A 21172-nucleotide genomic window follows, 5' to 3' on the forward strand; every position below is an offset into this window, starting at 1 on the left:
ATGGACCGTCGTCCGTTTGCTTTGATAGGCGGTCATCCTCGACAATCGAGGCCCAGGTCGTATAGACGAGCCCGGCGGAACTTTCTCCAGCCAGCGGCCCTGCCCGGAAGCCATGATCAAGCCAGCGCGATATAACCGGATCGCCTTCGTCGCCAGCCCGAGCAGCGAGGCGCAGGCCGCCTTCAGCCAGCTCACCCGGGACTATGGCAATTGCGAGCCGAAGGACGCCGACGTCGTGGTCGCGCTCGGCGGCGACGGGCTCATGCTCCAGACGCTGCATCAGCACATGCACACGGGAAAGCCGATCTACGGCATGCACCGCGGCACGGTCGGCTTCCTGATGAACGAGTACTCGACTCACGATCTGCGCGCCCGTCTCGAGGCGGCGCTTGAATCCGAGATCAACCCGCTGCTGATGCGCGCGACCGACATCAACGACCGCGTCCACCTGCACCACGCCATCAACGAGGTTGCCCTGTTCCGGCAGACCCACCAGGCCGCGCGACTGCGGATCCTCATCGACGAGCGCGAGCGCATGACCGAGCTGATCGCCGACGGCATCATGGTGGCGACGCCGGCCGGCTCCACCGCCTACAATCTGTCCGCGCAGGGACCGATCCTGCCGATCAACGCCGCGCTGCTGGCGCTGACGCCGATCAGCGCCTTCCGGCCGCGCCGCTGGCGCGGCGCGCTCCTGCCCAACACGGCTTACGTCGTGATCGAGGTGCTGGAGGGCGACAAGCGGCCGGTGGCGGCGGTCGCCGACCATGACGAGGTGCGCGATGTCCGCCGCGTCGAGGTCCTGTCCGACAAGACCATCTCGATGCGCATGCTGTTCGATCCCGGCCACAGCCTGGAAGAGCGTATCCTGCGCGAGCAATTCGGCTCCTAAGCGCCTCGCCAGGCCGCCGATCGCAACCCTTCGTTAACTCCCGGCGCGATATGGTTAACGAAAGTTGACCGCTTCGGCCTGGGCGCCATGTTCCGCATCGATTTCAACAAGCTGCGCTTCCTCGTCTGCGACGACAATCCGCACATGCGCCGCATCCTGCGGACGCTGCTGCATTCCTTCGGCGCGCGCGAGGTCTATGAAGCCGAGGACGGCGCGACTGCGCTGGAAATGTACAGCCATTACGTGCCTGACATCGTCATCACCGACTGGGCGATGCCGATCTTCGACGGGCTCGAGCTCGCGCAGATGATCCGGCAGCCGGAATCCAAGGGCAATCCTTACGCGCCGATCATCATGCTGACCGGTCATTCCGAGAAGCGCCGCGTCACGGTGGCGCGCGATGCCGGCGTCACCGAATTCCTGGCCAAGCCGATCTCGGCCAAGGGACTCTACCAGCGCATCCTCAACGTGGTCGCCAGTCCCCGCCCCTTCATCAAGACCAAGACCTATTTCGGACCTGACCGGCGTCGCAACACCAGCTCCGCCTATATGGGTCCCGAGCGCCGCGTCGGCGAAAAGCACGAGGTGCTCCAGCAGCCCTCGCTGCTCGACAAGGCGCGGTCCTCCATCTAGCGCAACGTCTCACAAGAGGCAGGTATCATGGCGAAGAACAGCGCAAGGGACATCGAGGTCACGGCCTTCGCCACGCATCATGTCATCACGCAGCCTAATCCGCTGCGCAAGGTTCTGCGCCGTGTCGAAGGAAAAGACCTGGACGATCCGGTCGGCCGCGCCGAGCAGGCGCTGGCAGGCCTCTCCGGCGAGTTCAAGGACTGGATGGTCACCGAGGTCAACCGGCTGTCCGCCGCCTACGTCGCGATCCGCAATGACGGCTTCGCCAAGGACAGGCGGGACGAGCTGTTCCGCGCCGCGCACGACATCAAAGGCGACGCAGCGACGTTCGGCTATCCGGCGGCGGCGGGAATTGCGGAGAGCCTGTGCCGCGTCATCGAGCACGCGCCCGATCTCGAAAAGGTGCCAGCCGAGCTGTTCACGCACCACATCAACGCCATCCTCGCCATCGTGCATGAAAACACCAAGCTCGACAGCATCAGCGTCTCCGCCGAGCTCAGCCGCCGCCTGCGCAAGGTCGCCGACGACTATCTCGCCCACGTCAACCGCGACCGCCCCGAGCATCTCGAGGTGATTTTGGCACCGGGCATCGTGCCGGTGGAGTAGTTCTTTCCTCTCGTCATTGCGAGCGCAGTCGTAGGCTGGATTAGCACAGCGTAACCCACCTCTTTTATTTCCGTGGAGACAGACGTGGTGGGTTACGCCTGGCGGATTGCGCTTCGCGCAGCCGCAGAGCTAACCCACCCTACGGCATCTCATTACGCAGCGATCAGATCGTCATAGACCGGATCGATCGCCTCGTCCGCGATAAGCTCGTCGCAGAACAGCCGCGCCTCTTCGCGCGCCGACTCCGTGGCGAAGCGGCGCAGCAGGACCATCAGCGGCTCCGTGGCATCGCGGTCGGTCTCGCAATGGGTGAGCACGCGCTCGACCATGCGCCGGCGCAGCCGCGCCGCATTGTCATCGGTATCGATAAAACCCTGCTCGTGGCAGGCATCGAGCGCGACCTGGAACGCCGCGAAGGTCGCCTCGGGAAGTCCGGCGCGGCGAAGCAGCGCGTGCAGGCTATTGCCGCCACGGTCGTGCAGCAGCGAGGAGACGCGTGCCAGCGGCAGGTCGGCGAGTTCGGCGAGCGCCGCGTCGAACAGATCGAGATTGCTCGACAGCAGCGCACGCAGGATCAGGCCGGCGGTAAGCTGGCCCGTGATGCGCAGGTGGCGCACGAGGCCCTGCATGTCCTCGCCGCGCGAGCGCGCGGCGATGTTCATGGTCGAGCGGTCGCGCGCCTCGGTCGCAATGCGCTCGGCACGATCGGCGCTCAGCCAGTTCCGCGCCACGACGAATTGCGCAAGGGTCTCGGAGAGCTTGGCCACCAGAGCGGCACGCGTCGCGGCCGGCAGGTCCTCCAGCACCAGCATCGCCTCGCGGATCGCAGCGAGATGACCGTGACGCTCGACGATGCGGTCCCAGGAGAACGGCGCGAGCTCGGCATGAGGGTTCTCGATCAGTTCGAGGGCCGCCGCCGCACAGCCGACTTCGGCAATGGCGGCGCAGACGGAGGTCGGCAGCGCGATGCGGCGGGCGATCGCGCACTGCACTTGGTCGTTGCCGGTCGCGACGATGTCGACGAGATCGGCGTCGATCAGGAGCGGAGAATGTTCGAGCACCGGCAGCGCAACGCTCGGCTGGTCCGCCGACAGCGCCCGCACGATCGACGCTGGCGCATCGGTGCTGCGCGCGAAGGCCTCGGCCATGGCCTGCCGAACCAGCGGCGAGGAATCGTCGAGCAGCATCAGAAGCGCGCCTTCGGCGGCGACGCGGTCATCATGAGAGAGGTCCGAGATCAGCCAAGCCCGGGCCAACGCCCGCGTTGCCTCGGCCCGCTCGCCTGCGGGCGCCGTCCTGATCCAATTGATGAACTGCCGAACGATCATGGTGCTTCCGGCTTACGCAACGAAGACGAAGCGGTGACGGCTCGTCACCTGCAACACAAAATAAACCACGACGCTTAATAAAGCGTTCACCATAAGCGGCTGGTTTTATTGACGTTTTGTTAAGGGAACAAAGGCGGCGTATTCACACGCCGGGCTCTGCGCAGCGGCGTTTCACGCTGCGACGCGCCGGGGACACGGGAGCACGCATTAGCTGCTGAATGTGCCGCTGCGATCGCTGAACAGATCGAGCGGCTGCGGCGGACGGACGTCTGGCGTCGCTGAGGCGACGGACGTCGGCGAGGCGTTGTTGCCCCACAATTTCTGCACCGTCGTCGAGACCGGCTGCGTGGCATCGCCGGGCTGATAGATCGAGCGAAACACCGGCGTGCTTGGCGCGTTGTCCGCGACGGCCGTTGGCGCCGTCGCGCTCACCGGCGCGCGCGTGTTCGGGAAGGTCTGGAGATAGGTGGCATTGTCGATCACCGGCGCGGTGGGCTGCACACCATTGGCGCTCGCGACCTGCGTGGTCGACGGCGTGCCGCCATACATCGCTATCGCACTGCGGGTCGTCTTCGAATTTGCCGCGCTGGCGTAACGCGCGTCGAGCACCGAATAGACTTCGGAGACACTGCGGGCGCGGCCGTCTTTGGCGTAAAAGATCGAGCGGTTGGCAGATGCCGCATTCGGAAACAGCCGCGCGCCGACTGCTTGCGGATTGTCCTCGGCATTGGCGATCAGTTTCGCCGCGCCGCCGACGCCCATGAAATGCGCCATATAGAGTTCGCTGTCGCTCGGCCTGCGGCCGAGCAGCCCGGTGAGCTTGAAACTGTTCGACTGCGTCAGCGCCGCCGCCATACTGGAGGCGGCCTCCGGATCGTCGCGCAGTTTCATGATCGACCGCTTCATCGCGGGATCATCGACGCTGTAAGCGCCCGACGAGGTCCTGGTGATGGCGTCGGAATAATTGCCGTAGCCGAGTTGGGTGCCCGCCTCCTTCACCGTACCGAGCCAGGTCTGATCGATGAACTGGTAGAGCCCGTGCGCCGACGATGTGGTGGCTCCCGCCGTGGGATCGAAATCCGATTCCATCTTGGCGGTGGTCAGCATGTACTGGAAGCTGACGCCGGTAATGTTCGAGGCCTGCTTGATCGCACCGGCGACGCGCGCCCGCGACGGATCGAGAACCGCCGTCTGAGAGGCACTGGAATTGTCGACCGACATGATGAAGTGCCCGCCCCGTGCGGCATTGAGCAGCGCCGGCAATTTGGCGCCCCGTCGTCTCACCGTGGGACAGCTATGGTTAACGCGGGGTTAATTCGGGGCTCGCCGTCATTCCGGGGCGCACCGCCGGTGCGAGCCCGGAATCCATTGAGCCGCACGTGATGCCTTGCAATGGATTCCGGGCTCGCGCGTCGCGCGCCCCGGAATGACAGCTCGCTACTTCTTGTAGACCGCGCTGGGATCGAACAGCTGCTCCGCATCGGCGAAGACGAGCTTGGCGCCGCCCCCCGCGGCCTCGACCTTGCGGTAGAAGCAGGACCGGCGGCCGGTGTGGCAGGCCGCGCCGATCTGCTCGACGCGGATCCAGACCGCGTCCTGGTCGCAATCGGTGCGGATCTCGACCACGCGCTGGGTCTGACCCGAGATCTCACCTTTTCGCCACAAGGCATTGCGCGAGCGGCTGAAGTACCAAGCCTCGCCGGTCGCAATGGTCTTGCGCAGCGCCTCGTCGTTCATGTGGGCGACCATCAGCACGTCGCCGGTGGCGACGTCCGTCGCGACGACCGTCATGAGGCCGCTCGCATCGAACCGCGGCTGGAAGGAAAGCCCTTCCTCGATCTCGTGGGAGTGAGCGGACACTATAACCTCGCAAGAGCATGACCCGGAAAACTGTGCAGCGGTTTTCCAGAAAGGTCATGCCCAAACAACAAATCCTCGAGAGATCAGCGCTGCGCGCCTCGCACCAGGGACAGGAAACGGGCCTGCTCCGCCGGATTGTCGCGGAACATGCCGGTGAAGCGGCTGGTGAAGGTGGAGGCACCATGCTTGGCGACGCCGCGCACCGACATGCAGGTATGCTCGGCCTCGATCAGCACGGCAACGCCGCGAGGCTTGAGGATCTCGTCGATGGCCGCCGCGATCTGCGCCGTCATGTGCTCCTGGGTTTGGAGCCTGCGGGCGAAGATGTCGGTCAGGCGCGCAAGCTTCGACAGGCCGACGACGCGTTCCACCGGCGTATAGGCGATGTGCGCCCTGCCGTAGAACGGCATCATGTGATGCTCGCACTGCGAGGTGAACTCGATGTCGCGCACCAGCACGAAGTCGTCATAGCCCGCCGTCTCGCCGAACGTGCGGTCGAGCACCTCGGCCGGGCACTGGTGGTAGCCCTGATAGAGCTCGTCGAAGGCCTCGACCACACGGCGCGGCGTGTCCAAAAGACCTTCACGTTGGGTGTTCTCGCCGATATAGGCGAGCAGCGTCTTCACTGCCTGCTCGGCCTCGGCGCGCGCCGGGCGGGGCTGGTCGGCGCGGACGGCCGCCGCGAGGAATTCGGCAGGATCGAGCTCCGCCGGGCGGCTCTCGGGCTGCCGGTCAGAAGGCTTGTTGGGGCGGATGGATTTGATTGCAGCGTCCATATCGACTCCGTTCGACGGCCTCGCGGCCGGAGTGTCACCGGCAGACGGGGCGGCCAAGCCGCCGGACGCCTGAAGAAAACAGTTTGACGAAAAAAGGTCCCCGGGTCATCACGCCGGCAGCGCAGATCAGGATCACCACTGCCGCACCGTTGGACTATTTTTCCGCCAGTTCCGCCCCTATATAGGACCGTGGACGGCGCCCGCCAAGGCCGATCCGGTGCGGAAGTGTTGGACACCATCACATGCTGAACGACATCTATAACAAGCGGATCATCGAGCTGGCCGGGAATATTCCGCGCCTCGGGCGGCTATCGGACCCCGATGCCACCGCCACCGCCCACTCCAAATTGTGCGGCTCGACCGTGAAGATCGACCTCAAGATGGACGGAGACAAGGTCACCGACTTCGCCCATGACGTGAAGGCCTGTGCGCTGGGACAAGCCTCTTCATCCATCATGGCAAGTCGCGTCGTCGGCTCGACCGCGAGCGAACTCCGTGAGTTACGCGAAACCGTTCGCAAGATGCTCAAGGAGAACGGTGCGCCTCCTGAAGGCAAATGGGAAGAGATCAAGTTCCTCGAGCCGGTTCGCGACTACAAGGCGCGCCACGCCTCGACCCTTCTGACCTTCGATGCCGTAGTCGATGCCATCGGCCAGATCGAAGCGAAGGCCAAGCAGCCGGCTGCGGCGCAGGGCTGAGCTCTCTCCGTCATTCCGGGGCGTTGCCCACCGGATCCGGCCTAATCGGCCGGCCCGACGACAGGCTCCGCGACCAACCCGGAATCCAGAGATTGCGGATCGAGATTCCGGTTCGCGCCAGCGCGCCCGGGATGACCATCGGTTACTTCTGCGAGCCCGCGCTCGGCGCCGCGCCCGTCGGCACCGCGGCCTCCGCCGTCTTGGTCGACTTGGCGGGCTGTTGTTCGGCTTCCGCGCCGAACTTCGCCTGTGTCTTCGGCGCAAGTTCCGCCACTGCGGGCGCCGCGACGTCCACGTGCGGCAGCACGTCGGCCACCAAGTTGGTGGTCACGAGATTGGTGAGCTTCAGTTCGCCAGCATCGAGCTCGTGCAGATCTTCCCACGGCGGCACGCTGAGCGCGAGCGAGAGCAAGTCGCCGGTACCGCCCATGTCGAACGTGTATTTGGCGAGCCGGCCGATGTCGCGTTCCACGATCATCAGGTCCTGCGCGCTATAGCTCGCCGCCTTCGCGTCATCGGCGCGGTCGCCCATCCAGATCTGATGGACCCGCACATGAGCCGCCTCCGGCACGAAGCGCGTCTTCCCTGCCAGCAGCAGAAACACGCACATGGATTCGCAATAGGCTTCGGGGGCGACCGCCGGACGGACGCCCTGCCCGCCGCGGTTCTGGAGGCTGATGCCAACCGTCGTCAGCAGGCCGAGATTGCGGAAACGCCGGCCGAGCGTGATTGCGTCGTTGACGGAACCGCCGCTGGAGTCGAGCACCACGGTGGCGCCGCCGAGCTGGCGCCCGCGGGAAAACTCCTCGAAATCCTTGGGCGTATCGGCGGTGATGATGCCGACCGCGCTGACCCAGCCACGACAATTCGGCTCGCAGGCAACCCAGTTGAACTTCATCGGCAGCTTGCGCTCTTCGAGGGTGCCACCGGCGCGGGCGGTCGACCCGACGGTCGCGACGGTGCCAGCCGATACGACCCCACAAGCGGCGGCTGCCACCAGCAACCAGCCGCGAAGATTAAGCGACTTCAGAAGTTTCAAACTGGTCCCTTCCCCAAACCCCATTAGCGCGATTATCCCCGCTTCGCGCTCGATGAGTCCATCATACAGACGTATGTTTCCACGAGTGTCACAGAAATGGTATCCGGGGGAATACAGCTCGTCCATACGGACTTGCTGCACTGCTCCCTAAAAACATGCAAAATATGGCGCACGCGCAACAAGCTGTCGTTCCCTGCGCAGGAACCGCGCAAGTCGAGGCAAGGGTTTGTAGCAGGGCGCACATGAAGCATTCAGTCTCCGGAGTCGGTTCCACAATTGCTACTTCACTGCTGCGGCAGCCACGTAATCTCGGCCGCGCGCTGATCTGGCTTTATCGGCACACGCTGTCGCCGCTGGTCGGCTACAACTGCCGTCACGTGCCGACCTGCTCCGTCTATGGCGACGAGGCAATCGAGCGGTTCGGGCTATGGGCTGGCGGCTGGATGACCCTGGCGCGCCTACTCCGCTGCAACCCGTTCGGCACGTCGGGCATCGACAACGTGCCCCTCACCGCACCGCAAGGCGCGCGCTGGTACTTGCCCTGGCGTTACGCCCGCTGGCGCGGCGTCAACGCTTCCTGAGCATGCTGACCAGGAACGTTACGGTGCTTGGCGCATGGCTGTCTTGAGTGGAACCTGAACTATCCGCTCGCATTGTTTTGATGCTCCCACGGGAGGAAATAAACAATGCGCTGGAAAATCAGCCCTCATTTCCACTTCAGGCTTGGGTCATATCCTGGTTCCAAAGGCCCTCACGACCCCAGAACCATCGACATGCTCGCCATCATCGCGCTGCTGGCCCTCGTGGCCGGCTCCGGATGGTATCTCGCAACGAGCTTTGCCACGCCGCCGAGCACGACGGCCTTCATCGTGCCGAGCCAGAGCGTGCACTGGTAGTGCAGGGCTTCCAGCACCAGCCTATCTGCGTCCGATCCGGCGACACAGATCATGAGATAGCGGTCGCGTTCATGCGTGCTTGACGTCAGCAAGGCCGCAGCCGTCGGGGCCAACATCCGCCAGGCGCGGATCGCCAAGGGCCTGACGCTGGACCAACTCGCCAGACAAAGCGATCTCACGCGCGGCTACATTTCCCTGGCCGAGCGCAACCTGAAAATCCCTTCGCTCGCCGCCCTGCTGCGGACGGCCGCCGCCCTCGAGGTCAATGTCGCGAACTTCTTCGACCCCAACGCCGAGCCCGCGCCGCGCTACACCCTGTTCCGCCGCGAAGGCGGCAACGTGCCGCTGTTCCAGGACACCTTTGGCCTAGTCCCGCTGGCAACCGGGCGCACGCGCAAGATGATGGAGCCGTTCCTGCTGAGCCCGCCGCACAAATCTGCGACGCGCGCCTCGCACGCGGGCGAGGAGTTGCTGTTCGTCGTCAACGGCAAGATCGCGATCAAGCTCGACGGCGAAGAACTCGTGCTCGGCAAGGGCGACTGCCTGTATTTTTCAGGCGAGACACCGCACGAGGTCAGGAGCCTCGGCCGGCACAAGGCGGAGGTGCTGGTCGTCGTCGCCCAGAGTCCGGCGGGGTAGGACCATCCTAGCGGAACCAGAAAAAGCGTCCGGGCGGCGGCGAGATCGGCTCGGGCGGACGCGGCCGTTTCGGGCGCGCTGGCTTTGGCGGCGGTTCGGCGGATGACGTGGTCTCCCCAACCGGTGCCGTTTCGCTTCCCGGCACCCTCACCGACAGCAGCAAATTCGATTCATGCATCTGCCAGCGATAGCCGACGCCGAAATCGATCGGCTGGGCGCGCGTGAACAGTTCGGCGTAACGCTCCTGATAGCGACCGGGGAATTCGCCGATCGGTCCGAGATAACGCCCGAACGGGAAGAACCGCCATTGCCGCGCATTGTAGTTCGCAAGCGGAATGCCGGAATCGTCCTGGAGGATGGTCGCGCTGTTGGCAAGCAGCCAGTCGCGCGCGACGGTGAAGTTGCCGGAGTGCAGCAAATAGGATGCGCTTTTGATCAGGCTGTTGCCGGGGCCGAGCGTCTCGCAGAACTTCAGGAAGCCGGCTGCGCGTGCACCGGAATTGGAAAGATCGGTCGCGAAATAATACAGCGTGCGAACCTCGCCGTCTGCGCCGGCAAAGGTGATGCGAGCGCCGCGCGTTGCGTTCGATCCCGGATTGTCGTTGCCGACGTGCATCCCGCCCTTGTCGTCGAGCGCGACCATCTCGACGTTGCGGATCGTCTTGCCGGAGCGCGCGAGGAAGACATAGAGGATCGGCAACGTGCCGTTGACCTGGTTGGGGTGCAGGTCGAGCTTCATCTGTTTGGTGATGAAGAAGGAGAAACTCAGGATCGAGCCGAGCGAACGCTCGACATTGTAGAGCGCGGCACCGACCGAGCCGCGCGGCAGCCGCGTCAGGTCAGGCACCGCGCCGACCGGTTCCAATGCTGCGAGCACATAGGTGCTGGCCTTGGAATAAAAGGCATTGGCGTAGAGGAAATCCGGGCCGCTGAACAAGTAGAACATGGTCGGCCGGGGTGCAGCCAGGTTGACGTCGGCCCAATTGCGGATCTTCGAGAGCTGCCGCTGCTCGAGCTGGGCGAAGGCGCCGTCGAAGAATTCTGCGTGGCGCTGCCAGCCCGGATCCTTCGTGAGCGGCACCAGCGGCGAATCCGCCGAAGGCTGCATGCCCGCAAGGAAGCGCGCGGTATCATCGAAGGTGACATCGGCGGCACGTGCAGACGAAACGGCCGCAGCCCACAGTGCAAGAGCGACGGCCGCAATTCTCATGGGTCGAAACATGTCTATTCGCGGTGCGATGACGTGCCAGCGGCGACCGGCCGCCTGCGGAAAACAGCATAGATCAACAGGCCCGTGAGCATGACGAGCATCCCCGACAGCGACTGCAGCGGCCGCTCGGTCAACAGATAGTACATCATGAACGCGGTCACGAGCAGGAAAACCAGCGGCGTGAACGGGTATCCCCAGGCGCGATAGGGCCGCGGCAGGTCGGGATCGGTGATGCGCAGCTTGATGACGCCGGCGACCGTGAAGAACGAGCAGAACAGCAGCGCGAACTGGATGAAGTCTAGCACCGCCTCGAAGCTGCGCGTGAACAGCAACAGGTTGGCGACGGCAAGCTGAAACAGGATGGCATAGGCCGGCGCGCCGCTCACCGATCGCTTCGAGAACACGCGCAGGGCCGGAATGTCCTCGCCCATCGTCATCATCACGCGCGGGCCGATCCACATCATCGCGCTGATCGAGGAGATCAGGCCGACGCAGATCATCGCACCGACGATCCGGCCACCGAGACTGCCGAAGATCGCGCTGCCGGCGACGCTGGCAACATCGAGCTGGCCGGCGAGCGCGCCGACCGGCGTCGAATAGAGAAACACCGCATTCAGCGCGACGTACAGGACGAGCACGATCAGCGTGCCCGCGAGCAGCGCACGCGGCAGGCTCTGCTGCGGTGTGTTCATCTCGCCGATGATGTAGGTCGCAGCATTCCAGCCCGAGAACGAGTACATCACGAAGACGAGCCCGATCGCGAAGGGCGCGCTGACGATGTGCGCGAGATCGCCCGGCTGCGGCGTGAAGGCGATCGGCTGCGGCACGCCGATGACGAAGCCGGCAACCAGGAAGGCGACGATCAGCACGACTTTCAAAATGGTCGAGATCAATTGGAAGGTCGATGAGTGCCTGACGCCGGTCAATTGCACGATCGACACCAGCCACACCACGGCGAGGGCAAGCGGGATCGGCGGCACCCCGGAATAGACCGATTTCGCGTATTCGCCGAACGCCATCGCCGCAAGCGCGACGGGCGCTGCGAAGCCAACCGTCGCCGAGACCCAGCCGGCGAGAAAGCCGAAAGCGGGATGATAGGCGCGGCCGAGGAAATTGTACTCGCCGCTCGAGCGCGGAAACATCGCGCCCAGTTCGCTATAGGAGAACACCCCGCACAACGCGACGATCCCGCCGATGGTCCACAACGAGAGGATCGAGAAGCCGGACGGGATGTCTTTGACCTGGAAACCGAGGCTGGTGAAGACGCCGACCCCGATCATGTCGGCAACGACGATGGCGGTTGCCACGAGAACGGAGATCCCGGACCCGCTACCGGTCACCCGGGCCGTCCAAGGCGCGGCTCCCGCATCTGATGCCGTCATCGGGGTCCTTAACCTCTGGCGTCGCGCCTCGTGGGAAGCATCGAGCAGGTTGGTGCAGTCAATTCAAGCAGGGTTAACAAGGGTTAAATGTGGCGGGACGAAGAGGTAGATTAGCACCTCTTACGTGCATCCTTGGGCAACAAAGCTGCGCAAGCGCGCCGAAATCCGCTTTTCACCCCCACAATCACGACACGATTACGTGGTCACTTTGAGCGTTCCGGATGTGGGGAAGTTTGTCCGGACACTTAACGTCGCCTAAACGCCCGTCGGCTCAATTGTCTTAATGATCGCCGATGGACTTGTGGTCATGACTTGGGGTCACGGATGGATGGTCGGGGCCGTTCTGAAACTGAGAGCTGACATTCGTGCCGATCGCACGCTGTCCGGTGCGCGCGTTCGCGCGCTCCGGATCGTGCTGATCTCAGCCTTGGTGCCGCTGTCGTTCACGCTGGTTCAATGCGGCAAGGCGCCCGACCCGACGGCGCTCGCGGCGAACTCGCAGGCCAATGTCCAGGTGGTCGCCAAGAGCAGTCCGAAAGTTGCAAGCGGCGATACGTTCGAGGATCGCTTCCCGGCCCCGCAGTTCAGGGAGCGCTTCCCGTCGACGAGCGAGAGTTTTCTGCAACGGCAGATGTCGGACTTCTCGCCCAAGCGCGCCGTACAGCAGCAGCCTCAGCCGGAGCAGGCTCCCTACAAGGTGGCCTCGCTCGCGCCGCAGGTCCCCTACCAACGTCCGCCGCGCGAGGACCTGACGACGCTCGTCAGCATGAAATCGTCGGCCTTCCCCTATTTCGGCAACAACCCCGCCTCAGATGTGCCGTTCCTCAACATCGCCAAGGGCGACCGTCGCGGCCACCGCAGCTATTCCGGGCGCGTGTTCTGGCAGGACGAGACTTACAGCGACAACCGCGTGCTGATGCACGTGCCCGAACATTTCGACGTGCGTAAGCCAGGCGTGATCGTGGTGTTCTTCCACGGCAATGGCGCAACGCTCGAGCGCGACGTGCGCGACCGCCAGCTGGTGCCGCAACAGGTCACCGATTCCGGCGCCAATGCCGTGCTCCTCGCACCGCAATTGGCGGTCGATGCCGCCGATTCCAGTGCCGGCAAGTTTTGGCAGGCGGGCGGCCTCAAGCGCTTCATGGAAGAGTCGGCGAACCATCTGGCCCGGCTCACCGGCGATCCCAACAGCGCCCGCGCCTTCGCCAACATGCCGATCGTGATCGTGGGCTACAGTGGCGGCTTCCTGCCGACGGCCTGGAGCCTCGAGGTTGGCGGCATCAGCGACCGCGTCCGCGGCGTCGTCCTGCTCGACGCCGTCTATGGCGAGATGGACAAGTTCGCCTCGTGGATCGAGAGCCACCGCTCTGGCTTCTTCGTCAGCTCCTATACCCGCCACACCGCGCGGCGCGACCGCGAGCTGATGAGCATGCTGCGGCAAAAGGGCATCAGCGTCTCCGAGGACATGGACGGGCCCTTGCGTCCCGGCAGCGTGGTGTTCGTCGAAACCGGCGATAGCATCACACATCGTGATTATGTGACGCGCGCCTGGACCCGGGACCCGCTCAAGGACGTGCTGGTGAAGATGTCGGCGACGCCGTCGTTGGCATTGACGCGCGTTGCGTCCACCAATCCAGCCGCATCGAGCCGCTAGGCGATATTGGCGCGCCGGCATTTGGCTGCGCTGCCCGCAATTGTCCCAGGCTTTGATCAAAATGTGATGTTGATGGCCGATATCCCCGGGACGGACCGGATTGCTTCCGCTCGCAACGGGGCCGTGCCGAGCCGGATCAGCGAGGAGCCGTGCGGCTTCCAGACCTCAGCGCTTGATCCTCAGGTCTTGATCGTCATGTCTTGATCGTCATGTCTTGGGCAGTTTCGGAATGCTCTCGGCAAAGCCGTTGAAGCAGGCCAGCCGCTCGTCCTCTTCCTTGAAGAAACGGCAATCGGCGTAGCCCTTGGCCTTCGCCGGCTTCGGCTTCGGCGTCGGCGCGATCACCGCATCGTAGCAATTGAGCCGGTCCTTGGTGCCGTCATCAAGCTCGAGGCAGGCCTGGAGCCGCGCCGCGATTGATTGCGGCTTTCCCTTCGGCGCCGCGGCCGGCTTGGCCGCCGCCTCCTTGATCCCTTTGGGCTTGACCTGCACCAACGGCTTGTCCCCGATCATCGGTGGCTTGTCGGCTTGCGCAAACGCGGAGGCTGAATAGAGCACCGCGGCAACCGCCAGAATCATCCTCATTTCAGTCAACTCTCCTTGGTCCCCATGCCTCGCCTTCTAGCGCTCCCGCACGCGGTTTGCCAAGCACCTTCACGAACACGAAAACGCGGAGTTCAGGCAGCAGCCGGCTGGGACCGGGTCAGGACCACCAGGATCAGCGCCAGGATGACGAAGCCGACCGCGACGAAGCCGAGCGGATGCAGCAGGTCGCGGGCGAACAGTAACCCGCCAATGGCGGAGCCGACAGCCTGGCCGATATAGAGGACGGAGGTGTTGAGCGCGACGGTCGCCGACGCAAGCGGCGGCGCAGCCGCGACCAGTCGCACCTGCTGCATCGAATTGGTCGAGGCAAAGCCGAGACCCCAGATCGCGACCGCGATCGCCATCAATACAAGGCTCCCCGCACCGAGTGCCCAGCCGGTGATGCCCGCAAGCAGCAGGCAGGTGAACAGCAGCGAGGTTCGGTAAGGTCCCCAGGTGTCGACGAAGCGAGTGGCGATGGCGACGCCGAGGAAGCCGCAGACGCCATAGATGCCGAACACCATGCCGATCGCATCCGGGCTCGCCCCGGTAAGCTTCTTGAGCAGCGGGCCCATGAAGGTGAACACCACGAACTGCCCGGACATTTGCAACATCGTAATCGCAAGCAGCAGCAGGATTGTCCTGCTACGGCCGACCGCGCTCCAGGTCTTCAGGTCCACCGGCGTGCCCTTCAGGCCCGCCGGCAGGCGCAGCAGCAACAACACGAAGCTGATGCAGCCGAGCGCGCCGATCCCGCCATAGGCCGCACGCCAGCCATAGCGGCTGGCGATGAAAGTGATCAGCGGAAGACCGACGGCGGCCGCGAGCGACCAGCCGAGAAAGATGTAGGCGATGGTGCTACCCCGCCGCGCCGCCGGCACGATCAGCGCCGCCGTGCCCGCAGCCTGCGGCGTGTAGAGCGCACCGACCGCCAGCATCACCAAGCGAATGATGAGGAGGCTCGTGTAGTCAGGGGCAACTGCCGAGGCGAGATTGCCAATCGCGAGCACCGCAAGTGTCGTAGCGAGCAGCGTCCGGCGCTCGATGCGGCTCGTGAGCCAGGCTGTCAGCGGCGAGCCGATGCACAGCGTGACCGCGCCGAAGGTAATCAGAAGCCCGGCCGCATGGATGCTGACGTCGAGCCCCGTCGCCAATTCCGGCAGCATGCCCGCGGGCGCCAGCACCGAGCAGCCGGTGATGAGATTGCCGAGCATCAGGGCGGTTGGCGCGATACGGCTGGCGACACGCGAATTTTCCATGCAAATGCATCTAGAACGGACCTGCGGCCATTGAAAGGGTGCCGCGCGAAATAGTTAGTGCACGGTCCCGGCTTTGGCGCGCCACTTTCTTGGAAATGCCGGATTGCACAGGCCGAATCGCCTGATATATCGCTCGTTCCCGCTTACCTGCGCTCGTTCGCAGGAGTGAGCCTCAGGAGAAAAGCAATGACCGACCAGCCCAAGGACCAGTCCAAGTCCGACCAGTCCAAGTCCGACCAGTCCAAGTCCGACCAGTCCAAGTCCGACCAGCTCAAATCCGAACAACCCAAATCCGAATCCGGCTTCCAGTACAGCCTCAGCAATTTGAGACCCGTGACCCCGCCGGAAAAAATCACCCTCACCTTCCCCGATGGCGCCCGGCGCGAATACGCCAAGAGCATCACCGGCCTCGATATCGCCAAGGGCATTTCGCCGTCGCTGGCCAAGCGCACGGTTGCGATGGCGCTCGACGGCGTGGTCTCCGACCTCGACGATCCCATCGAGTCCGATGCCAAGATCGAGCTGATCAACCGCGACGATCCGCGCGCACTCGAACTGATCCGCCACGACTGCGCCCACGTGCTCGCAGAGGCCGTGCAGACGCTGTGGCCGGGCACCCAGGTCACCATCGGCCCGGTGATCGAGAACGGCTTCTATTACGACTTCTTCCGCAACGAGCCCTTCACGCCGGAAGACTTTGCCGCGATCGAGAAAAAGATGCGCGAGCTCATCGCGCGCGACAAACCCTTCACGAAAGAGGTTTGGGATCGCGAAAAGACAAAACAGGTGTTCCGCGACAAGGGCGAGGCCTTCAAGGTCGAGCTGGTCGACGCCATTCCAGGCGACGAGCCGATCAAGATCTACTACCAGGGCGACTGGTTCGATCTGTGCCGCGGCCCGCATATGACCTCGACCGGCAAGGTCGGAGGCGCCTTCAAATTGATGAAGGTGGCCGGCGCCTATTGGCGCGGCGACAGCAACAACCCGATGCTGACCCGCATCTACGGTACGGCGTTCGCCAAGCAGGAGGACCTCGACGCTTACCTGAAGCAGCTCGAGGAAGCCGAAAAGCGCGACCATCGCAAGCTCGGGCGCGAGCTCGACCTCTTCCACTTCCAGGAGGAAGGTCCGGGCGTGGTGTTCTGGCACGCCAAGGGCTGGACCATCTTCCAGCAGCTGATCGCCTATATGCGCCGACGGCTGGCCGGCGACTATAGCGAGGTCAACGCGCCGCAGATCCTCGACAAGTCCTTGTGGGAGACCTCCGGCCATTGGGGCTGGTACCGCGAGAACATGTTCGCGGCGCAGTCGGCCGGCGACGAGGCCGAGGACAAGCGCTGGTTTGCGCTCAAGCCGATGAACTGCCCCGGCCACGTGCAGATCTTCAAGCACGGCCTGAAGAGCTACCGCGACCTGCCGCTGCGCCTTGCCGAGTTCGGCGTGGTGCATCGCTACGAACCCTCCGGCGCCATGCACGGCCTGATGCGCGTGCGCGGCTTCACCCAGGACGACGCGCACGTCTTCTGCATGGAGGACCAGCTCGCCGACGAGTGCCTGAAGATCAACGACCTGATCCTGTCGACCTACGCGGACTTCGGCTTCACTGGCGATCTCACGGTCAAGCTGTCGACCCGGCCTGAAAAGCGCGTCGGCACCGATGCGATGTGGGATCACGCCGAGCGCGTGATGGCCACCGTGCTGAGCCAGATCCAGGCGCAGAACAACCACATCAAGACCGAGATCAATCCGGGCGAAGGCGCCTTCTACGGGCCGAAGTTCGAATATGTGCTGCGCGACGCCATCGGCCGCGACTGGCAGTGCGGCACCACGCAGGTCGACTTCAACCTGCCGGAGCGGTTCGGCGCGTTCTACATCGACCATGACAGCGGCAAGAAGGCGCCGGTGATGGTGCACCGCGCGATCTGCGGTTCGATGGAGCGTTTTATCGGCATCCTGATCGAGCACTATGCCGGCAACTTCCCGCTCTGGCTCTCGCCGGTGCAGGTGGTGGTCACCACCATCACCTCGGAGGCCGACGAGTATGCCAAGCAGGTGCTGGAGCAGGTCCGGCGCGCGGGGCTTCGGGCCGAGATCGATCTGCGCAACGAAAAGATCAACTACAAGGTCCGCGAGCATTCGCTGGCCAAGATTCCGGCGCTGCTGGTGGTCGGCAAGAAGGAAGCCGAGACGCACTCGGTCTCGATCCGGCGGCTCGGCAGCGACGGGCAGACGGTGATGCCGACGGTGGAAGCGCTCGCCGCGCTGGTCGAGGAGGCCACCCCGCCCGACGTCAGGCGGGCGCGCGGAGCGGTCTGACTTCTGAAATCGGTCTAAACTCGCTTTCGGTTGCGGGCGTGCATTCCTATGTGGGGACTGCACGCCCGACGACCAGCCGAAGAGGAAACCGCAGTGCCCGACGCCATCGAACTCCTGAAGATCCGCCGCTCGGTGAAGCCGCGCGAAATGACCGGTCCCGGTCCCTCCCCGGCCGAGCTCGAGACCATTTTGACCATCGGCGCGCGCGTGCCCGACCACGGCAAGCTCGCGCCCTGGCGCTTTATCATTTTCGAGGGCGACGCACGCGAGCGTGCCGGCGAGGTGATCGCGAAGGTCTTTGCCCGCAAGAATCCGGACGCGCCGGCGGCGAACATCGAGACCGAGCGCAAACGCCTCGCCGACGCCCCTCTGGTGATCGGCATCGTCAGCTTCACCAAACCGCATCCGAAGGTGCCGGCCTTCGAGCAGGAATTGTCGGCCGGCGCCAGCGTCATGAACATCGTCACGGCCGCCACCGCGCTCGGCTACGGCGCCTGCTGGCTGACCGGCTGGTTCTCCTTCGATCGCGACGTGCTGGATGGCCTCGGCCTGAAGCCGGATGAAAGGCTCGCCGGCTTCGTCCATATCGGCACGCCGACCAAGGCGAGCGAGGACCGTCCGCGACCGGTCCTTTCTGAAATCGTGACGCGATTTTAATCGAAGTCTTGTTGACGCCCCTGATGTCTTGCGGCTTTGTTCCCGGCGAGGGAGGAAGCCCGGATGAAACGCCGCGAATTTCTGGTCGGGGCCGCCGCGCTCTTGGCCGGCACCATGGCGCGAGGCCGCGCCGCCGACATCCCCGCGCCGTCGGCCGACGGGCTCGATCGCATCACCGCATTCTTCGACAACGAGGTGACGAGCGGCCGGGTGCCGGGTGCGGTGATCCTGGTCCAGCAGCACGGCAAGCCGGTCTATCTGAAGAGCTTCGGCGTACGTGACACCAGGACCGGCCTCGCCATGACGCCGGATACGATCTTCGCCATCCACTCGATGACGAAGCCGATCACGTGTCTCGGTGCGATGATGCTGATCGATGAGGGCAAGCTTGCGCTCGGCGACCCCGTGTCGAAGTACATTCCTCTCTTTGCCGACACCAAAGTGGGTCTTGAGGTCACCAATCCCGACGGCACGCTGAAGGTGGATCTCATAGCGCCGGTCCGTCCCGTCAACATCGAGGATCTGCTGCGGCACACCTCGGGCATCAGCTACGATTATATCGGCGGCAAATGGGTCGAGCAGGCCTACAAGGCCGCCAATATCTTCGAGGGTCAATTCAGCAACAGGGAATTTGCCGACCGGATCGCGAAACTGCCGCTGGCGCGGCAGCCGGGAACGCTGTGGCGCTACGGCCATTCCACCGACGTGCTCGGCAGTGTCATCGAGATCATCTCGAGCCAGACGCTGTACGAGTTCCTCAAGCAGCGCATCCTCGATCCGCTCGGCATGAGCAGCACCAAATTCGCACTGGCGACGGAGGATGAGCTTGCGCGGATGGCGCGGCCGCTGCCGAACGACTTCATCCTGCTCGCCGCCGAGCGCGACCGCCTCGACCATCCGGAATGGCAGTCCGGCGGCGGTGGGCTGCTCTCGACCATCACCGACTACCAGCGCTTTTCGCAGATGCTGCTCAACGGCGGCAAGTTCGAGGGCAAGCGCTATCTGAGCCCCGCTGCGTTCAACGCCATGACGGCCGATCACGTCGGACCTGGCTCCGGCGTCGAACGCGATTATTTCTATTTCCCGGGCGATGGCTATGGCTATGGCTACGGCGTTGCGGTGCGGACCGATCCTGGCAACGCCAAGCCGCCGCCGCCGGGATCGCTCGGCGAGCTGAAATGGGACTCAGGCAGCGGCACCTATTTCGGCGTCGATCCCAAGCTCGATATGGTCTACCTCATGATGCAGCAGACCCAGAACGAGCGTAGCCGCATCACGCCCGCCTTCAAGGCGTTGGTCTACGACTGCTTCCCGCCCGCGCTACGCCGCCCGTGAGGCGCGCTGGCCGAAATCAGCGAGCAGCTTTGCGTCCGAGGCCCTAACTGCTTCAACACCGTCATTGCGAGAGTGTGGGCAAGAGCCGCGCTCTTTTAATTCGCATTTCAACTGCAGACACACCTTCGCCCTCTCGCGGCTTGTTTCGCCCGAGCTTTGCTTCGTCGCCTTGCCCTCGGTGAAAGAGGGCGCAGGGAAGACCGGGTGCCGGCTGGCACCCGCGGTCCACTGTGCGGAAATTGCAGTACGAAAGCTGCACAGCGGCATACAGGTGAAGCCAAACATCCGGCCTTCCCTGCGCAGTGGTTTTACGGCTTATGTCGCGCTCTCCCCGGGGAGCGATGCACTATTGCCCCCGTCGCCCTGCGGATGACTGATGCGCGCGCCCGGTTGGGCCGCCACATCACCGCAACACTTGGCGCACAGACCCCGGGCGCCAGGACCACACGATTTTGCCGTACGCGAGCTACACCGGTCGTGCGTGCGACGCCATCGCTCACGGCTCTCCGCCCTGCGATCACCTTCGCACCGATGTGGCCCACGTCCACCGCCGTCCGGCCCGCGTTCGTGACGATCGCGATACGCCCCTCTTCCTTGGGCCGGGTTGCGGCGACACATACGCCGTTTCCGAATTTCGGTAAAGTAGAATATTCTTGACGGTGCTCATTGACCTGCGGCTCGTGTGTTTTGCCCGACAGGCAACGCAACATCTCGTAGCCCGAATGGAGCGCAGCGTAATCCGGGAATTCCCATCCAAGACGCGCGAAGGTCCCGGATTGCGCTGCGCTCCATCCGGGCTACGGAGCTGCGCCTGTTGGCGCTGCACGCGAACGCGACTAGACGATCGTTTCCTTGATTCGAATCATATTCAGGCGGCCTCGGCAAGTTTGTAGGACCAGGTATGGATGACCGGATGGCGGTTGACGTCGTCGATGCCAGCCATGATGCGTGCCTTCAGTTCGTGTTTGGAGGTTACACGGATGTGGCGCAACACCGAGCGAGCAAACTTGGAGAAGAAGCCTTCGATCAGGTTGAGCCAGGAGCCGTGCTTGGGGGTGAAGGTGAATTCGAAGCGTCCGACGGGGCAGGCGTTGAGCCATGCTGTGGTTTCTCTCGAGATGTGCGCGGAATGATTGTCGAGGATCAGCTTGATTGCGGTGCCTCTCGGATAAGCGGCATCGAGAAGCTTAAGGAATTCGACAAACTCTCGGCTGCGATGGCGATCCCTCACGAGAGCATGGACCTTGCCGGTCAGCAGATCGATCCCGGCCAACAGACTGAGCGTGCCATGACGTTTGTACTCGTGATCCCGCGCAAAGGTGGCGTGAGCGCCAGGCTCGGGCGGCAAATCCGGCGCCGTGGTTGCGATAGCCTGGATTCCCGGCTTTTCGTCACAGGAGACGATTG

21 protein-coding genes are annotated in these 21172 nt (G+C 64.1%); 11 read left to right on the forward strand and 10 right to left on the reverse strand.

Features of this window, described 5'->3' with window-relative positions:
- The first annotated feature begins 112 nt into the window (after positions 1-112).
- From IVA80_RS25880 to IVA80_RS25890, 3 genes are all read left to right on the forward strand, one after another.
- Complete coding sequence (locus IVA80_RS25880; protein WP_247437048.1) at positions 113-892, forward strand: NAD kinase; 780 nt, start codon at positions 113-115, stop codon at positions 890-892.
- Positions 893-979: 87 nt separating this feature from the next.
- Positions 980-1525, forward strand: coding sequence for a response regulator (locus IVA80_RS25885; protein WP_129267984.1), 546 nt, complete (start codon positions 980-982; stop codon positions 1523-1525).
- A 27-nt stretch (positions 1526-1552) separates the two neighbouring features.
- A complete protein-coding gene (locus tag IVA80_RS25890; protein ID WP_247437049.1) occupies positions 1553-2131 on the forward strand; it encodes an Hpt domain-containing protein in 579 nt (192 codons plus the stop codon).
- A gap of 152 nt (positions 2132-2283) precedes the next feature.
- On the opposite strand, the gene IVA80_RS25895 is transcribed toward IVA80_RS25890, so the two are convergent.
- From IVA80_RS25895 to folE, 4 genes are all read right to left on the reverse strand, one after another.
- A complete protein-coding gene (locus IVA80_RS25895; protein WP_247437051.1) occupies positions 2284-3459 on the reverse strand; it encodes a DUF2336 domain-containing protein in 1176 nt (391 codons plus the stop codon).
- Between the two features lie 207 nt (positions 3460-3666).
- Positions 3667-4722 (reverse strand): lytic transglycosylase domain-containing protein, encoded by a 1056-nt coding sequence (locus IVA80_RS25900; protein WP_247437101.1) that lies wholly within the window; start codon positions 4720-4722, stop codon positions 3667-3669.
- 174 nt (positions 4723-4896) lie between these two features.
- Positions 4897-5319, reverse strand: coding sequence for a phosphoribosyl-AMP cyclohydrolase (gene hisI, locus IVA80_RS25905; protein ID WP_247437053.1), 423 nt, complete (start codon positions 5317-5319; stop codon positions 4897-4899).
- Between the two features lie 83 nt (positions 5320-5402).
- A complete protein-coding gene (folE, locus tag IVA80_RS25910; RefSeq protein WP_247437054.1) occupies positions 5403-6095 on the reverse strand; it encodes a GTP cyclohydrolase I FolE in 693 nt (230 codons plus the stop codon).
- Positions 6096-6337: 242 nt separating this feature from the next.
- Here folE and IVA80_RS25915 point away from each other — a divergent pair, with 242 nt between their 5' ends.
- Positions 6338-6793 carry an iron-sulfur cluster assembly scaffold protein gene (locus tag IVA80_RS25915; protein ID WP_247437055.1) on the forward strand — a complete coding sequence of 152 codons (456 nt, stop codon included), beginning with the start codon at positions 6338-6340 and terminating at the stop codon, positions 6791-6793.
- A 142-nt stretch (positions 6794-6935) separates the two neighbouring features.
- Here IVA80_RS25915 and IVA80_RS25920 read toward each other — a convergent pair whose 3' ends face one another.
- Positions 6936-7832: a hypothetical protein gene (locus IVA80_RS25920; protein ID WP_247437103.1), complete on the reverse strand. Its 897-nt coding sequence runs from the start codon at positions 7830-7832 to the stop codon at positions 6936-6938.
- Positions 7833-7996: 164 nt separating this feature from the next.
- Here IVA80_RS25920 and yidD point away from each other — a divergent pair, with 164 nt between their 5' ends.
- The 3 genes from yidD (at position 7997) to IVA80_RS38685 (ending at position 9367) form a co-directional block, all read left to right on the forward strand.
- The gene (yidD, locus tag IVA80_RS25925) at positions 7997-8413 is read left to right on the forward strand and encodes a membrane protein insertion efficiency factor YidD (RefSeq protein WP_247437056.1); all 417 of its coding nucleotides are present in this window, start codon (positions 7997-7999) and stop codon (positions 8411-8413) included.
- A gap of 192 nt (positions 8414-8605) precedes the next feature.
- A complete protein-coding gene (locus tag IVA80_RS38430; RefSeq protein ID WP_256467520.1) occupies positions 8606-8728 on the forward strand; it encodes a hypothetical protein in 123 nt (40 codons plus the stop codon).
- Positions 8729-8803: 75 nt separating this feature from the next.
- Entirely contained in the window at positions 8804-9367 is a 564-nt protein-coding gene (locus IVA80_RS38685) for a cupin domain-containing protein (protein ID WP_247437057.1), read from the forward strand.
- A 7-nt stretch (positions 9368-9374) separates the two neighbouring features.
- Here IVA80_RS38685 and IVA80_RS25935 read toward each other — a convergent pair whose 3' ends face one another.
- Together IVA80_RS25935 and IVA80_RS25940 are read right to left on the reverse strand one after the other, a co-directional pair.
- Positions 9375-10589: a hypothetical protein gene (locus IVA80_RS25935; protein ID WP_247437058.1), complete on the reverse strand. Its 1215-nt coding sequence runs from the start codon at positions 10587-10589 to the stop codon at positions 9375-9377.
- A gap of 2 nt (positions 10590-10591) precedes the next feature.
- Positions 10592-11959 (reverse strand): amino acid permease, encoded by a 1368-nt coding sequence (locus tag IVA80_RS25940; RefSeq protein ID WP_247437059.1) that lies wholly within the window; start codon positions 11957-11959, stop codon positions 10592-10594.
- 328 nt (positions 11960-12287) lie between these two features.
- On the opposite strand from IVA80_RS25940, the gene IVA80_RS25945 reads away from it, so the two are divergent.
- Positions 12288-13613 carry an alpha/beta hydrolase gene (locus tag IVA80_RS25945; protein WP_247437060.1) on the forward strand — a complete coding sequence of 442 codons (1326 nt, stop codon included), beginning with the start codon at positions 12288-12290 and terminating at the stop codon, positions 13611-13613.
- 207 nt (positions 13614-13820) lie between these two features.
- Here IVA80_RS25945 and IVA80_RS25950 read toward each other — a convergent pair whose 3' ends face one another.
- The gene (locus IVA80_RS25950; protein WP_247437061.1) at positions 13821-14198 is read right to left on the reverse strand and encodes a hypothetical protein; all 378 of its coding nucleotides are present in this window, start codon (positions 14196-14198) and stop codon (positions 13821-13823) included.
- Positions 14199-14290: 92 nt separating this feature from the next.
- On the reverse strand, positions 14291-15457 hold the full coding sequence (locus IVA80_RS25955) for an MFS transporter (protein ID WP_247437063.1): 1167 nt from the start codon (positions 15455-15457) through the stop codon (positions 14291-14293).
- Between the two features lie 186 nt (positions 15458-15643).
- On the opposite strand from IVA80_RS25955, the gene thrS reads away from it, so the two are divergent.
- From thrS to IVA80_RS25970, 3 genes are all read left to right on the forward strand, one after another.
- A complete protein-coding gene (gene thrS, locus IVA80_RS25960) occupies positions 15644-17773 on the forward strand; it encodes a threonine--tRNA ligase (protein ID WP_247437065.1) in 2130 nt (709 codons plus the stop codon).
- 93 nt (positions 17774-17866) lie between these two features.
- Positions 17867-18430, forward strand: a complete 564-nt coding sequence (locus tag IVA80_RS25965; RefSeq protein ID WP_247437066.1) for a nitroreductase — start codon at positions 17867-17869, stop codon at positions 18428-18430.
- A gap of 63 nt (positions 18431-18493) precedes the next feature.
- Positions 18494-19765, forward strand: coding sequence for a serine hydrolase domain-containing protein (locus IVA80_RS25970; RefSeq protein ID WP_247437067.1), 1272 nt, complete (start codon positions 18494-18496; stop codon positions 19763-19765).
- An 868-nt stretch (positions 19766-20633) separates the two neighbouring features.
- Here the strand turns inward: IVA80_RS25970 and IVA80_RS25975 are convergent.
- A partial coding sequence (locus IVA80_RS25975) for an IS630 family transposase (RefSeq protein ID WP_247436179.1) occupies positions 20634-21172 on the reverse strand: 539 nt, incomplete at its 5' end.

Origin of the sequence: Bradyrhizobium sp. 139 (assembly GCF_023074175.1) — a bacterium.
GTDB lineage: Bacteria > Pseudomonadota > Alphaproteobacteria > Rhizobiales > Xanthobacteraceae > Bradyrhizobium.